Annotated in this window: 14 protein-coding genes and 1 pseudogene; 12 read left to right on the forward strand and 3 right to left on the reverse strand. The window is 59.4% G+C overall.

Going from position 1 to position 14,262, the window contains the following annotated elements:
- Window positions 1–6: 6 nt before the first annotated feature.
- From RBH10_RS05065 to RBH10_RS05110, 10 genes and pseudogenes are all read left to right on the forward strand, one after another.
- Window positions 7–1,499 (forward strand): annotated as a pseudogene (locus RBH10_RS05065) (sugar ABC transporter ATP-binding protein).
- Window positions 1,496–2,440: an ABC transporter permease gene (locus RBH10_RS05070; RefSeq protein WP_281038759.1), complete on the forward strand. Its 945-nt coding sequence runs from the start codon at window positions 1,496–1,498 to the stop codon at window positions 2,438–2,440. Before RBH10_RS05065 ends, RBH10_RS05070 begins: the two are co-directional and overlap by 4 nt.
- A 1-nt stretch (window position 2,441) precedes the next feature.
- Entirely contained in the window at window positions 2,442–3,410 is a 969-nt protein-coding gene (locus RBH10_RS05075) for an ABC transporter permease (protein ID WP_281038760.1), read from the forward strand.
- Window positions 3,411–3,413: 3 nt separating this feature from the next.
- Entirely contained in the window at window positions 3,414–4,436 is a 1,023-nt protein-coding gene (locus RBH10_RS05080) for a LacI family DNA-binding transcriptional regulator (RefSeq protein ID WP_281038761.1), read from the forward strand.
- 37 nt (window positions 4,437–4,473) lie between these two features.
- Window positions 4,474–5,523, forward strand: a complete 1,050-nt coding sequence (locus RBH10_RS05085; RefSeq protein ID WP_281038762.1) for a sugar phosphate isomerase/epimerase — start codon at window positions 4,474–4,476, stop codon at window positions 5,521–5,523.
- Between the two features lie 11 nt (window positions 5,524–5,534).
- The gene (locus RBH10_RS05090) at window positions 5,535–6,704 is read left to right on the forward strand and encodes a Gfo/Idh/MocA family protein (RefSeq protein ID WP_281038763.1); all 1,170 of its coding nucleotides are present in this window, start codon (window positions 5,535–5,537) and stop codon (window positions 6,702–6,704) included.
- A gap of 128 nt (window positions 6,705–6,832) precedes the next feature.
- The gene (locus RBH10_RS05095) at window positions 6,833–7,687 is read left to right on the forward strand and encodes a sugar phosphate isomerase/epimerase (protein WP_306180451.1); all 855 of its coding nucleotides are present in this window, start codon (window positions 6,833–6,835) and stop codon (window positions 7,685–7,687) included.
- Window positions 7,688–7,839: 152 nt separating this feature from the next.
- Window positions 7,840–9,525 carry a GMC oxidoreductase gene (locus RBH10_RS05100; protein ID WP_281038765.1) on the forward strand — a complete coding sequence of 562 codons (1,686 nt, stop codon included), beginning with the start codon at window positions 7,840–7,842 and terminating at the stop codon, window positions 9,523–9,525.
- Entirely contained in the window at window positions 9,525–10,085 is a 561-nt protein-coding gene (locus RBH10_RS05105; protein ID WP_281038766.1) for a gluconate 2-dehydrogenase subunit 3 family protein, read from the forward strand. The genes RBH10_RS05100 and RBH10_RS05105 overlap by 1 nt, the downstream gene beginning before the upstream one ends.
- A gap of 68 nt (window positions 10,086–10,153) precedes the next feature.
- The gene (locus tag RBH10_RS05110; RefSeq protein ID WP_281038767.1) at window positions 10,154–10,549 is read left to right on the forward strand and encodes a cytochrome c family protein; all 396 of its coding nucleotides are present in this window, start codon (window positions 10,154–10,156) and stop codon (window positions 10,547–10,549) included.
- Window positions 10,550–10,679: 130 nt separating this feature from the next.
- Here RBH10_RS05110 and RBH10_RS05115 read toward each other — a convergent pair whose 3' ends face one another.
- From RBH10_RS05115 to RBH10_RS05125, 3 genes are all read right to left on the reverse strand, one after another.
- Window positions 10,680–11,306, reverse strand: coding sequence for a LysE family translocator (locus tag RBH10_RS05115; RefSeq protein WP_281038768.1), 627 nt, complete (start codon window positions 11,304–11,306; stop codon window positions 10,680–10,682).
- On the reverse strand, window positions 11,306–11,761 hold the full coding sequence (locus tag RBH10_RS05120; RefSeq protein ID WP_281038769.1) for an Lrp/AsnC family transcriptional regulator: 456 nt from the start codon (window positions 11,759–11,761) through the stop codon (window positions 11,306–11,308). The genes RBH10_RS05115 and RBH10_RS05120 overlap by 1 nt, the downstream gene beginning before the upstream one ends.
- Before the next feature lie 137 nt (window positions 11,762–11,898).
- Window positions 11,899–12,798, reverse strand: coding sequence for a LysR family transcriptional regulator (locus tag RBH10_RS05125; RefSeq protein WP_281038880.1), 900 nt, complete (start codon window positions 12,796–12,798; stop codon window positions 11,899–11,901).
- Between the two features lie 143 nt (window positions 12,799–12,941).
- Between RBH10_RS05125 and RBH10_RS05130 the strand changes: the two genes are divergently transcribed.
- Together RBH10_RS05130 and RBH10_RS05135 are read left to right on the forward strand one after the other, a co-directional pair.
- Entirely contained in the window at window positions 12,942–13,715 is a 774-nt protein-coding gene (locus RBH10_RS05130) for an SDR family oxidoreductase (protein ID WP_281038770.1), read from the forward strand.
- Window positions 13,716–13,877: 162 nt separating this feature from the next.
- Entirely contained in the window at window positions 13,878–14,147 is a 270-nt protein-coding gene (locus RBH10_RS05135) for a hypothetical protein (protein ID WP_281038771.1), read from the forward strand.
- Window positions 14,148–14,262: the final 115 nt, after the last annotated feature.

The following is a 14,262-nucleotide window of genomic DNA, read 5'->3' on the forward strand; positions in this document are numbered from 1 at the left end:
CATGCGATGGCGAACGCTTTGGAAGCGGCCGGCATAACGAAGAATTTTGGCGCCGTGCGTGCGCTTTCCGCCGGCAGGCTGACCGTTGGCCGTGGCGAAATCCACGCGCTGCTGGGCGCCAATGGCTGCGGCAAGAGCACGCTCTGCAAGATCGTTGCGGGTGCGGTTGAGCCGACCAGCGGCACGATCACGTTCAACGGTGAAGAAGTACGCTTCAAAAGCCCGCGTGACGCCGAAAATGCTGGCATCGCGCTGTTTTACCAGGAACTCAGCCTCATTCCGCAGCTTTCCGTCGCCGACAATATTTTCCTCGGTCGCGAACCGAAGCGCGGCGTTTTTGTCGACAGCAAGGCCTTGAAAACCGGGGCGCAGAAGCTGATCGCGCTTTTTGACGGGGTTGCGGGGGAAGGGTTGGAGCCGGATGCGATCGTTGGCAATCTGCCGCCCGATCAGCGCCAGCTCGTCGAAATCCTCAAGGTCTTCGCCCAGAATGCCAGCCTCATGATCATGGATGAGGCGACGGCGGCTCTCGACGGCCGTCAGTCGCAGCGCTTCTTTGATATCCTCAGGGCCAAAAAGGCCGACGGTGTCTCCACCATCATGATTTCCCATCGGCTCGATGAGGTTTTCGCGGTCTGCGACCGCATCACCGTCATGCGTAACGGCGCGACCATTTCTGAACTCGATACCGCCGCGACAACCCGCGAAGCCGTCGTGCACGACATGGTCGGTGATGTGCGCGCAGCACCCGCCCGCCAGCAGGGACGCGCAGGCGCAGCACCCAGCCTGAAAGTAACGGATGTTGCGGGCGAGGGCGTTCGCGGTGTCACTCTGGAAGCCTATCCGGGCGAAATCATTGGTCTTGCCGGCCTGCAGGGGCAGGGTCAATCGGCCCTGCTGAGGGGCCTTTTGGCGCCAGCCCCTTTGCCGCCGGGCATGTTCAGTTCGAGGGCTGTGACGTCGTCATCGGTAAGCCTTCGCAGGCGGTTCATAACGGTTTTGCCTATGTGTCGGGCGATCGCGGTCGCGATGCCTCGCTTCAGGGCCGCTCGATCTTCGAAAATCTCGTTGCAGCGCTCATGGTACGCGAAAAGATGCGGCTGGTCCGGCCCGCGACGCTGAAGCCGCGTGTGCAGAAGGTCGCGGACGATATGAAGACGAAGTTCGCCGGCATGGACATGCCGATCGGCACGCTTTCGGGCGGAAACCAGCAGAAGATCTTCATTTCCCGCTGGCTTGCCACCGCGCCGAAACTGCTGTTGCTCGACGATCCGACCAAGGGCATCGATCTTGGCGCCAAGGCCGATCTCTTCGCGCTGATGCGGCAGCAGGCCGATGCCGGCGCGACTATTCTTCTCTATTCCTCGGAAGATGCGGAAATCCTCGAATATGCCGACCGTATTCTCGTGTTCAACGGCGGACGCATTTCTGCGGAGCTGACCGGAGCCGATATGACATCTGTCAACATGACCCGCGCCGCCTATGGAGACGCCGCATGAGCTCTTCTGGTTTTCTGCGCAAGCAACCCTGGATCATAACCCTTGTGGTTCTGGCCGTTCTCATCGGCGTGAACACGTTTCTGCAACCGTCCTTCGTGCAGCCGGCCGTATTGCAGTCGAACCTGACGACGTTTCTTCCCCTGATCCTGGTCGCCATCGGACAGACCTATGTCATTCTGGCGGGAGACATCGATCTGTCGGTTGGCAGCATCGTGGCGCTCGCCAATGTCGTCACTGTCAGTGTCGTCGCCGCACTTGGCGGCACGGCAGGTGCGGTCGTCGCCGGTATGGGGGCGGGAGTTGCGGTCGGACTGATCTGCGGGCTGGTCAATGGCCTCTTCATATCCGGCCTGCGCTTCCAGCCGATTGTCACCACCTTTGCAACCGGCATCGTCTTCGCCGGGCTTGCGATCTGGGTCTTGCCGCAGGCCGGTCTTCCGGTGCCGGAAGCCTATTGGCAGACCTATTCCGGCAGCTTCATCGGCCTGCCCTTCGTGCTGTGGGTTCTGCTTGCCGGTATCGCCTTTACGCTGATCGTATCGCGCATTCCGTTCCACGTGCATTTGCTGGCCGTCGGCGGCAATCGCACCGGAGCCTTCCAGACGGGTCTGCGCCTCTCCGGCATTCGCATCGGCGCATACATGATTTCCGGTCTGTTTTCGGCACTGGCAGCGCTGTGCCTGACGGGCGAGACCGCCTCTGGCGATCCCTTGCTTGGTGCAAGTCTGGCACTGTCCTCCATCTCGGCAGTGGTTCTCGGCGGCACTGCACTTTCCGGCGGCTTTGGCAGCTCGACCGGGTCGATTGCGGGAGCGTTGGTGCTCGGCATGATCGGCAATGTGATTTTCTTTGCGGGGCTACCCTTCGAGTACCAGACATTGGTGCAGGGTCTGATCGTGCTGACGGCGCTTGCCGGTGGCGTTCTGGTGACGAGGCGTTGACATGACCAATCCCAGCTTGCAAATCAAATCCCTCCTTAGCGATCCCCTGACCATTGCCATTGGCGCGTCAGTCTTCCTGCTGCTGGTCGGCGAATTATTGTCGCCCGGTTTTGCGCAAGGCTCTCAGATCGTGCGGCTGCTGACGATTGCCGCCATTCTCGGCATCGTCGCGGCGGGCCAGAACCTCGTCATCCTCGGCGGGCGCGAAGGCATCGATCTTTCCGTCGGCGCGATGATCTCGCTTGGCGCGGTGCTTGCCGGCAACATGATGAACGGCCAGAATGCGGGTATTCCGCTTGCTATACTGGTCGCGGGCGGTATTCCCTTCCTGATCGGCCTTATCAACGGCCTCGGCATCACCTTCGTGCGCATTCCCCCGCTGGTCATGACACTCGGTATGACGGCAGTCATTCAGGGCGGGCTGGTGGTCTATTCGCAGGGCGTTCCCTCCGGTGCGGCCGCACCCCTATTGGCAGGCTTTATCAACCGGCCGCTCGTTTTCGGCATTCCCGGCGTTCTCTTCGTCTGGCTTGGCATTGCCGCGATCATGTTGTTCGTGCTGCGCCGCACGGCGTTCGGTTTCTCCATTTACGCCATCGGCTCCAATGAGCGGGCGGCAACATTGGTCGGATTGCCCGTCTCCCTGATCCGCACGCTGCTTTATGGCCTGTCCGGCCTGTTTGCCGGGCTGACCGGGGTCTGCGTGATCGGTTATACCGGCACCTCCTTCATTTCCGTCGGCGACCAATATGTCCTTCCGTCGATCATCGCGGTCGTCATCGGCGGCACTTCGCTTGCCGGCGGTGCGGGCGGATATATTGGAACGATGGCCGGGGCAGTTGCACTCACCATTCTGCAAAGCGTACTGATAACGCTCAACCTCGATGTATGGGCCCGGCAGATCATATTCGGTGTCACGTTACTTGCGCTGATGCTGCTTTATGGCCGCCAAAAGCAGCTGCGTGTGTGACAGATGAGCAAAGATCAAGGTTCGAATATCAGGGAAGTTGCAGCTCTTGCGGGCGTGTCGATCGCGACCGTATCGCGGGCGCTGCAGCAACCCGACAAGGTTCGCCCGGAAACCAGGAAGAAGGTTTTCGACGCCGTCCGGCAGGCGAACTTTGTTCCCAACGCCCAGGCCGCAAGCTTCAGGCGTCAATCCAACAACACCGTCATTCTTCTCGTTCGCGATATAGGCAACCCCTTTTATCTCGAAATCTACAAGGGTGTGGAGGAGGCCGCGGGGGAAGCGGGCTTCAAGGTCCTGATGGGTGACGCCCGCAACGACGAAAACCGCGTGGCGACCCATATCGATATGGTGCGGCAGAAACATGCCGATGGCCTCATCCTGATGACCGGCCAGTTCCCGTCCGAGCTTCTCGATCAGGGCGACGCGCTGCCGCCGATCGTCATCGCGTCTGAAACCGTACCCGGCCTCGCACTGCCTACGGTCAAGGTGGACAACCGCGCCGCATCCAAAAACGCCGTGCATCATCTGATCGAGGCGGGGCACACGAAGATCGTGCATCTTGCCGGCCCCTTCCCGGAAAGTCTAGCGCAGGAACGTTTCGACGGTTACCTCGATGCGCTTGCCGAAGCCGGCATCGGCTATGCCGACGAGCTGGTGGTGACGGGCGATTACAGCATCGAAGCAGGCCGACAGGCGATTGCCAGCCTTCTCGAAGGCGGCATTTCCTTTACCGCCATCTTCGCATCAAGCGATCAGATGGCAATTGGTGCCATCAGCGAGCTACGCGGGCGCGGGCTTTCGGTTCCGGCCGATGTCTCGGTCATCGGCTTCGACGATATCATTTTCGCCAATGCCTTCGAACCGCCGCTGACGACGGTGCGCCAGCCCCGGCAGGAAATGGGTCGCAAGGCCATGGCGCTGATGGTCGACCGGTTGAACGGCAAACGCACGGCCGAAACCATCGTGCTGGATACGGAACTGGTGGTACGCGGCTCGGTTGCGCCCTGCCGTTCGCCGCACCGGTAGCGGCCACGCCAGAATTGTGAATGCAAGGAGTACGGACATGAAGACGATCAAAGGACCCGCGATTTTCCTCGCGCAATTTGTCGGGGACAAAGCCCCCTTCGACACGCTCGACAATCTCGGCCAATGGGCGGCTTCCCTCGGTTACAAGGGCATTCAGGTGCCGACCGATCCCAAGTTCTTCGATCTCGAGAAAGCCGCCTCCTCCAAGGGCTATTGCGACGACATCAAGGGCCGTCTGGCCGAGACGGGTATCGAGATCACCGAGCTTTCGACCCATATTCAGGGTCAGCTCGTCGCTGTTCATCCTGCCTATGACGAGATGTTTGATGGTTTTGCGCCGACTGAGCTGCGCGGCAAACCGCGGGCGCGTCAGGAATGGGCGGTCAATCAGCTGAAGTGCGCGGCAAAAGCCTCGCGGCATCTGGGTCTGAAAAGCCATGCGAGTTTTTCCGGCGCCCTTGCCTGGCCCTTCGTTTACCCGTGGCCGCAGCGTCCGGCGGGTCTTGTCGAAATGGCCTTTGCGGAACTCGGCAAGCGCTGGACACCCATTCTCGATACATTCGAGGAGAACGGTATCGATCTCTGCTACGAGCTGCATCCGGGCGAGGATCTGCATGACGGTGTCACTTTCGAGCGTTTCCTTGAAGCCACCGGCAATCATGCGCGTGCCAATATCCTCTACGATCCGTCCCACTTCGTCCTGCAGGCGATGGATTATCTTGAGTTCATCGACATTTACCACGAGCGCATCCGTGCCTTTCACGTCAAGGATGCCGAGTTTAATCCGACTGGTCGTTCCGGCGTCTATGGCGGCTATCAGGGCTGGGTTGACCGGCCGGGGCGGTTTCGTTCGCTCGGCGACGGGCATGTCGATTTCGGCGCGGTGTTTTCCAAGCTCACCCAATATGATTTCGATGGATGGGCCGTGCTGGAATGGGAATGCGCGTTGAAACACCCGGAAGACGGGGCGCGCGAAGGTGCAGGCTTCATTGAAAATCACATCATCCGCGTGACCGAGCGGGCTTTCGACGATTTCGCCAAGAGCGGCGTCGATGATGCCGCTAACCGTCGCCTTCTCGGTCTTTGAAAGGGATAGCCATGTCCGCCGCAACAGCAAAATTTAATAGCCGCCGTATTCGTCTCGGCATGGTGGGTGGCGGTCAGGGCGCCTTTATCGGCGCGGTGCATCGTATCGCAGCGCGGCTGGACGACCGTTACGAACTGGTCGCCGGCGCGCTCTCCTCCAACCCGGAACGCGCCAGCGCCTCGGCAACCCTGCTCGGCATAACGCCCGAACGCTCCTACGCTTCGTTTGAGGAGATGGCATCGGCCGAGGCTGGCCGGGAAGACGGTATCGAGGCCGTGGCCATCGTCACCCCCAACCACCTGCATTTCGCCCCGTCCAAGGTCTTTCTCGAATCCGGCATCCACGTCATCTGCGACAAGCCCGTCACTGCGACGCTGGAGGAGGCCAAGGAACTGGCGAAGATCGTCAGGGCATCCGACAGGCTGTTCATCCTCACCCATAATTACACCGGCTATGCCATGTTGCGGCAGATGCGGGAGATGGTCGCGAATGGCGACATCGGCAAGCTGCGCCATGTCCAAGTGGAATATGCGCAGGACTGGCTGACCGAAGCGGTCGAAAAGACCGGAGCAAAGGGTGCCGAATGGCGCACTGATCCGAGCCGCTCTGGCGCGGGCGGGGCAATCGGCGATATTGGCACCCATGCCTTCAATGCGGCTGCCTTCGTCACCGGTGAAATTCCCGCGAGCCTCTATGCCGATCTGACTTCGTTCGTTGCGGGCCGGCAGCTCGATGACAGCGCCAATATTCTGCTGCGTTACGAAAGCGGCGCAAAGGGCATGCTCTGGGCAAGCCAGATCGCGGTCGGCAATGAAAACGCCCTGTCGCTCAGGGTCTATGGCGACAAGGGTGGGCTTGAATGGCACCACCGCGTGCCGGACGAGCTGTGGTTCACACCTTACGGTGAGCCGAAGCGGCTGATTACGCGCAATGGCGCGGGTGCAGGCGCTGCCGCCAACCGTGTCAGCCGCGTGCCATCAGGGCACCCGGAGGGATATCTCGAAGGTTTTGCGACGATCTACCGCGAAGCCGCAGACGCAATCATCGCAAAAAGGGAGGGAAAAACAGCCGCCGGGGATGTGATTTATCCCGGCATAGAGGACGGCCTTGCGGGTCTCGCATTCATCGATGCGGCCGTTCGGTCCAGCCTGACCTCGTCCTGGGTAATGATCGACATCTAGACCACTGGATATCGGGGACTGACGACGCAGGGCATCGGAGGTTGTGCTCAGCATTACCCGGCTAATTGTTCGGAAGAGCACGGGCAGGCGTGTCGTCACATTGATCAAACGGAAAGGGAGTTACGCGTTTGAAAACGTTCAAGTCAAAATTAGCTAGCATGGCATTCGTCGTCGGACTGGCGGTCGGTATCGCAAACCCGGGTTTTGCCGATGACAGCAAGACGCTGCCGATTGCTGCGCAGATGTACACCTTGCGCAACGCCGGAACGCTTGAGGAGCAGCTTGCCATCCTCAACCGCGCTGGCGTTTCCGCCGTGGAAACGGTGGATATGCAGAAGGTCAGCGCGAGTGAGCTGAACGCGCTGCTGGAAAAGCACAAGATCAAGGTCATTTCCTCGCATGTGCCGATCGACAAGCTGCGCGGCAATCTCGATGAGGTCATTGCCGAACAGAAGGCCGTCGGCAATCCTGTTGTGACCGTGCCTTATCTCAAGCCGGAACAGCGCCCGACGGACGCCGCCGGCTGGACCGCCTTCGGCAAGGAACTCGGCGGATATGCCGACAAGCTGTCTGCGGCTGGTCTCGCCATGGCCTATCACAATCATGATTTTGAAATGGCCAAGTTCGATGGCAAGACGGCGCTTCAGCTGCTGCTCGATGCCGCGGGCCCGAAACTGCAGGCCGAACTCGACGTCGCCTGGGTGGCGCGCAGCGGCAATGATCCGGCTGAGTTCCTCGGTACGCTGAAAGGCCGGGTTTTTGCAATCCACGCCAAGGACAATGCGCCTGCCGGCACGGCCGAAAACGAGCGCGGCTTTGCAACACTTGGAACCGGCGTTCTCGACTGGAAGACAATCCTGCCGGCGGCCAAACAGGCCGGCGTAAAGTGGTTCATCCTTGAACACGACCTTCCGCTCGATGCCGAAGCGGTCGTGACCAAGGGCAACGCGTTCCTGAGCGAACGCCTGCCGACCATTCAGTAAACACTGCCAGTAAAACCAGAACCGCTCCCCGGCGGCCGGTTTCGCCGGGGCGCATGAGGTTCGACAGACGCATATCCAGTTTCCGCCGCGCTGCGACGGGAAGCGCTTCGTCTCGTCGACTTTTTATCCAAGTACCAATCGGAGGAGTTATCATGGCAGACAATCATTATGATGCGATTGTTGTCGGCTCAGGCATCAGTGGAGGCTGGGCGGCAAAGGAACTCACGCAAAAGGGCCTGAAGGTCCTGATGTTGGAGCGCGGCCGCAACATCGAGCACATCACCGATTATCAGAATGCGGACAAGGAAGCCTGGGATTATCCCCATCGCAACCGCGCCACGCAGGAGATGAAGGCGAAATACCCCGTTCTCAGCCGCGATTACCTGCTGGAAGAGGCCACGCTCGGCATGTGGGCCAATGAGCAGGAAACGCCCTATGTCGAGGAAAAGCGTTTCGACTGGTTTCGTGGTTATCACGTCGGCGGCCGCTCGCTGCTCTGGGGACGCCAGACCTATCGCTGGTCGCAGACCGATTTCGAGGCCAATGCGAAAGAAGGCATCGCCGTCGACTGGCCGATCCGTTATGAAGACGTCTCTCCCTGGTATGATTATGTCGAGCGTTTTGCCGGCATCTCCGGCAGCCGCGAGGGGCTGGATATTCTCCCTGATGGTGAATTCCTGCCGCCGATCCCGCTCAATTTTGTTGAACAGGACGTGGCCAGCAGGCTGAAGAAAGAGTTCAAAGGCACGCGTCACCTCATCAATTCGCGCTGCGCCAATATTACCCAGGAACTTCCCGATCAGGAGCGCACACGCTGTCAGTTCCGCAACAAGTGTCGGCTGGGCTGTCCCTTCGGCGGCTATTTCAGCACGCAGGCATCGACCCTGCCTGCGGCACTCGCCACCGGCAATCTCACACTCCGGCCTTTCTCCATCGTCAAGGAAATCCTTTATGACAAGGACAAGAAAAAGGCGCGCGGTGTCGAGATCATCGATGCAGAAACGAACCTGACCTATGAATATACCGCCGACATCATCTTCCTGAACGCCTCGACACTGAACTCGACCTGGGTGCTGATGAATTCCGCCACCGATGTCTGGGAGGGCGGGCTTGGCAGCAGCTCCGGCGAACTTGGCCACAACGTGATGGATCACCATTTCCGCATGGGCGCCACCGGTCAGGTGGAAGGTTTCGAGGACTTCTACTTCAAGGGCCGTCGTCCGGCGGGTTTCTACATTCCGCGTTTCCGCAATACCGGCGACGACAAGCGCAAATATCTGCGTGGTTTCGGGTATCAGGGCTCGGCCAGCCGTTCGCGCTGGGAGCGGGAAATAGCCGAGCTCAATATCGGTGCCGATTACAAGGAGGCGCTGACCGAGCCGGGCGGCTGGACCATCGGCATGACCGCCTTTGGCGAAATGCTGCCTTATCATGAGAACCGCGTGAAGCTGGACCACGACAAGAAGGACAAATGGGGCCTGCCGGTCCTCTCCATGAATGTCGAGATGAAGCAGAACGAACTCGACATGCGCGAAGACATGGTCAATGACGCCGTCGAGATGTTCGAGGCGGTCGGCATCAAGAACGTCAAGCCCTCTCGGGGCACCTATGCGCCGGGCATGGGTATTCATGAAATGGGAACGGCCCGCATGGGACGCGACCCGAAAACCTCCGTCCTCAACGGCAACAACCAGGTCTGGGATGCACAGAACGTCTTCGTGACCGACGGTGCCTGCATGACCTCGGCTTCCTGCGTCAACCCGTCGCTTACCTATATGGCGTTGACCGCGCGTGCCGCCGAATTTGCCGTTTCCGAACGCAAGAAGGGGAACCTGTGATGAACAGACGCGAACTGTTGAAACTGATAGCCATTGCAACCGGCCTTCCCTTGATCGGCACGGATGTGGTGACTGCAGCTGAAAATGCCGCCAAGCCCGCCGGCAACGGCCATGTGTTCAGCCCGGAAGATATCCGGTTTCTGGACGAGGTTGCGGAGACCATCATCCCCCGCACTTCCACGCCGGGTGCGAAGGATGCCGCCGTTGGCGCATTCATGGCGGTCTACGCCGCCGACTGTTACACCGACGAACAGCGCACGCTTTTCCTTTCGGCAATCCCAGAAATCGAAAAGCGCAGTCAGGCCGAACACAAAAAGTCCTTCCTGGACCTGACGGCAGAGCAGCGGCAGACGCTTCTTTCCGCGCTGGACAAGCAGGCCAAGGCGGAACAGACGCCGACAAAGCCGCATGCCTTCACGCTCGTCAAGCAGCTGACGCTGCTCGGCTTCTTCACCTCGAAGATCGGCGCCACGGAAGTTCTCGTCTATGACGAGATTCCCGGCGGTTTCGAAGACCGTGTTCCCCACAAAAAGGGCACGCCCGCATGGGGCACGACCTGAATAGAACCGTCCGGCCCGTCCGTATTTGCGGGCGGGCCGCACTCATGCAGCAAGACAAGGATGAACCGATGCGCAATACAATCATCATCACGGTGGCAATGCTCACCGCAAGCGCCATTCCGGCTCTTTCAGAGGGCGATGTTGTGAAGGGGGAGGCGGTCTTCAAGCGCTGTTCCGCCTGTCACGCCATCGGCGAGGGTGCGAAAAACAAGGTCGGTCCGCAGCTTAACGGGATTATTGGCCGCGCGGCTGGCGGCGCGCCTGACTACACCTATTCCAATGCGATGAAAAAGGCGGGCGAGGACGGTCAGGTGTGGACTGCGGCGGAACTGCGGGACTTTCTCAGCTCTCCCAAAAAGAAGATACCTGGAAACAAAATGGCCTCGGCTGGTGTCAGCAAACCCGAGGAGCTGGACAATCTCATTGCCTATATCGAAGGTACAGCTTTGAAACCGGCCGAATGAGGGCACATAATTTGACGGACTAAATAGCCGGCGAAATCGGCTTCGAGAATTTGACCTGACATCATCCCGGAATGCGCGGGCTCGGAGACCGGATGAACGTCTTTGAGACGCCGCGGGTAGGGTCCCGCTATCATCCCATGACGCTCCACGCAATTGAGCCGAGAGCGTAGAAGCCGAAGAGAATGAGGACGCCTCCGGAAAGACGCGCAACCCAGCGGGCAAAACTTTCCGGCAGGCGCTGTCTCGCCAAGGCTATGCCGCCACTCAATGCAAACCACCATAATAGAGACCCGGCGAAGACGCCAACAACGACGATGGCGGCGTTTGTCGCTCCCGGTACTTCCGCAAGTCCCAGACCGGCAAATATTCCGGCAAAAGCCAGAATGGTCATGGGATTGGTAATGGTTAGAAAGAAGGTCGCAGCAATCGTGCCGAACAGGTTTCGCGCGTTCACCTGCGCGGCCTGTTTTACTGGGCTGGGCGCAAGACTTTTCCAGCCGAGCCAGAGCATGAACAGGCCGCCCGATATTTTTAGCGGCGCATCGATTATGGAGAGCGTTGCGGCAAAGGTCGCAAAACCGATTGCAGCCAGGCTCGCATAAACAGCATCTGCGATTGCCGTTCCCAGCCCGCCGGAAACGCCAGCCCAGAAGCCGCGTTCAAGGGTCCGGTTGATGCATAAAGCACCGATCGGCCCAAGAGGAGCGGCAACGGCCAGACCCAGTATCATGCTCTTCCCGAACAGAAGGATATCCATCAGGCGGTTCCTTCTGTTGGCGTAAAGGGGCCGCTCACGACCGATGAAAGTGCGATTACCGTTTCGCTACGGGCCAGAAAACCCTGCCCTTTCATATCGGCCAGAAACGACTCGACCTCAGCCAGTGAAGCAACATGCACCTTGATAAGATAGGACCATGGACCCGTGACATGGTGGCATTCGGCAATGGTCGGATGAGCTTCCGCATAGGCGCGGAAAATCCCTTCATCTGCATCCTGTGACAATGCGATCCAGACAAATGCGAGAACCGGTAGTCCGACGGCTGCTGGATCCGCATCCACGGTGAATTTGCGGATAGCCCCGCTCGCGTTCAGCCGCCTGATCCGTTCATTAACTGCGGAGGCCGACAGTCCAACGATCGAGCCGATGTCAGCGAGCGCACGCCGGGCATCCTCTGCGAGAAGAGTCGTAATTTTGCGGTCAATGTCATCCATAGCCGCAATATATGCAGTAAAATCAAAAGTGACAATATATTTTATCGTTATTTATGGATTATCAGGAAATTATGCGGAATCAGTTGTTGCTCGCCGTAAACTTTGCTTCACCGACAAAAACAAGATGTGCCGCTTTCCTACAGGATCTCCCGCTTCAGAAGCTGTTCAAGCCAATCGGCAAAGACCTGAAGCCTCCGCGAAAGATGCTGACGGTGCGGATAGAGCAGTGTCATCGGCATCGGTGCGGCCCGGTGATCAGGCATCACCTCGACGAGTTCGCCTGCATCGAGGTGATGTTTGACGTCGTAAGCCGGGATCTGGATAAGCCCGAGGCCGGCAAGGCAGCAGGCGATATAGGCTTCAGCACTGTTGACGGTGACGCGGGCACGCATCGGCAACATCCGGACACCGCCATCCCCAACCCACTCCCAGTCCTCAATGCGGCCGGTCGACGGTGAGGCATAATTGACGGCGAGATGCTCACCAAGATCGTCCGGGGTGTTGGGTGTGCCATGTCGGGTGAGATAATCGCGGCTGGCCACATTGATCAGCGCGAGGTCTCCGATCTTGCGGGCGATGAGACCGGAATCGCTCAAGGGGCCGACACGCAGGACGCAGTCGACGCTCTCCTCTACGAGGTTGACCGTCCGGTCGGTCACCCGCAACTCGATGTCGAGTTGAGGGTGACGGGCAAGGAACTCCGGCAGCGCCGGTGCAATGATCAGCCGGCCGATCCGGCCCGGCACATCGATGCGGAGCTTCCCGCTCGGCCCGACCGATGTCTGCCGGAATAATCCCTCGGTCTCCTCGACATCGGCGATCAGCCGCAGGCAACGCTCGTAGAAGGCGGCGCCGTCCTGGGTTGGTGAGACCTTTCGGGTGGTGCGGTGCAGAAGACGCGCGCCGACCCGTGCTTCGAGGTCGATCACGGCGGCGGACACCGACGAACGCGGCAGCCCTAGCGTATCGGCGGCGCGGGTGAAGCTCGCACATTCGACGACACGGACGAAGGTGCGAAAAAGATCGATGCGGTCCAGCGACGTTATTCCCTTGATTGTCCGCGATTCCTGACAGGTGATGTTAGATTGAGCGGCTTTATGGCAAATATATAGACGATACGGTGCGTTGCAGGAAGCGGTTGCCTGACAGGCCGCAAGATAATCCAAGGAGCCAAACGTCAATGACCGATCACAGCATCAAGGGTAAAACGGTTCTCATCGCTGGTGGCGCGAAGAACCTCGGCGGACTGCTTGCCCGCGACCTCGCCGCACAAGGCGCCAAAGCGGTCACCGTTCACTACAACACCGGCGCTACAAAGCCTGCGGCCGACGAGACTGTAGCGGCAATCAAGGCGGCGGGAGCAGGCGCTTTTGCCTTCCAGGCCGACCTCACCACAGCCGGCGCCACCGAAAAACTATTCACCGATGCCAAGGCGGCGATGGGTGGTATTGATATCGCCATCAATACGGTCGGTAAGGTGTTGAAGAAGCCGATGGTCGATATCTCGGAAGCAGAATATGATGAGATGACCGCGGTGAATTCGAAGAGCGCTTTCTTCTTCCTGAAGGAGGCCGGCAAACATGTCAGCGACAACGGTAAGGTCTGCACCTTGGTCACCTCGCTGCTTGGTGCCTATACGCCCTTCTATGCCGCCTATGCCGGTACCAAGGCTCCAGTGGAGCATTTCACGCGGGCGGCTTCAAAGGAGTTCGGAGAGCGCGGCATCTCGGTGACGGCGATCGGCCCCGGCCCGATGGATACACCGTTCTTCTATCCGGCAGAGGGTACCGATGCCGTTGCCTATCACAAGACGGCGGCAGCGCTGTCTGGCTTCTCGAAAACCGGCCTTACCGATATCGAGGATATTGTCCCCTTCATCCGTTTCCTCGTCTCGAATGGCTGGTGGATGACCGGCCAGACCATTCTCGTCAATGGCGGTTACACCACCAAGTAGTTCGTGACGTGGCGGGGACGACCCTCGCCACCTCTGTTTCCCGACGTATGGTTTGACGAAGCCAAATTCGCGTTGGCGCTCCGGGGGGCTCTTCTCTTCCCACACCATGCCGGCAAGGATATCGTAAGGGATCCGAGCGTGTTTTCTTAGAAAGGATGACGCATGCACATGCTGATGGTCATTGTTGGCGGGATTGTCCTGCTCGGAATTTTCCTTCTGTTCGGCCAGCTTTGGGGCAGCGCAATGCCGGCACTCGCGACCGCGGCGAAGCTCTTCATTCCGGTCTGGTTTGCCGTATCCGTCACCAACCTCTGGGTCGGTGTCAACAAGGCGGGGTATACCCTGGTGCAGGAGTTGCCCATCCTGGCCGTCGTCTTCATCGTGCCGGCTGCCGTTGCATGCATCGCCATCTGGCAATTCAGCCGCTCCTGACCCCCGGGTTTTGACCGTCGATCATCAATGTTACGCCGGCTACTGATGTAGCAAACACTGCTGGTCAATCGGCTAGCTCATTCCACTCTTCGCACAGCAGCGACATCAGGATCAT

Origin of the sequence: Rhizobium sp. AN73, from assembly GCF_030757975.1 — a bacterium.
GTDB classification, from domain to species: domain Bacteria; phylum Pseudomonadota; class Alphaproteobacteria; order Rhizobiales; family Rhizobiaceae; genus Agrobacterium; species Agrobacterium arsenijevicii.

Excerpts from the sequence above, each read along its gene's own strand:
- RBH10_RS05120 (WP_281038769.1), bottom strand. The coding sequence starts at position 11,761 with ATGGATGACATTGACCGCAAAATTACGACTCTTCTCGCAGAGGATGCC.
- RBH10_RS05115 (WP_281038768.1), bottom strand. The coding sequence starts at position 11,306 with ATGGATATCCTTCTGTTCGGGAAGAGCATGATACTGGGTCTGGCCGTT.
- RBH10_RS05135 (WP_281038771.1), top strand. The coding sequence starts at position 13,878 with ATGCACATGCTGATGGTCATTGTTGGCGGGATTGTCCTGCTCGGAATT.
- RBH10_RS05080 (WP_281038761.1), top strand. The coding sequence starts at position 3,414 with ATGAGCAAAGATCAAGGTTCGAATATCAGGGAAGTTGCAGCTCTTGCG.
- RBH10_RS05085 (WP_281038762.1), top strand. The coding sequence starts at position 4,474 with ATGAAGACGATCAAAGGACCCGCGATTTTCCTCGCGCAATTTGTCGGG.
- RBH10_RS05100 (WP_281038765.1), top strand. The coding sequence starts at position 7,840 with ATGGCAGACAATCATTATGATGCGATTGTTGTCGGCTCAGGCATCAGT.
- RBH10_RS05090 (WP_281038763.1), top strand. The coding sequence starts at position 5,535 with ATGTCCGCCGCAACAGCAAAATTTAATAGCCGCCGTATTCGTCTCGGC.
- RBH10_RS05130 (WP_281038770.1), top strand. The coding sequence starts at position 12,942 with ATGACCGATCACAGCATCAAGGGTAAAACGGTTCTCATCGCTGGTGGC.
- RBH10_RS05105 (WP_281038766.1), top strand. The coding sequence starts at position 9,525 with ATGAACAGACGCGAACTGTTGAAACTGATAGCCATTGCAACCGGCCTT.
- RBH10_RS05075 (WP_281038760.1), top strand. The coding sequence starts at position 2,442 with ATGACCAATCCCAGCTTGCAAATCAAATCCCTCCTTAGCGATCCCCTG.
- RBH10_RS05070 (WP_281038759.1), top strand. The coding sequence starts at position 1,496 with ATGAGCTCTTCTGGTTTTCTGCGCAAGCAACCCTGGATCATAACCCTT.
- RBH10_RS05110 (WP_281038767.1), top strand. The coding sequence starts at position 10,154 with ATGCGCAATACAATCATCATCACGGTGGCAATGCTCACCGCAAGCGCC.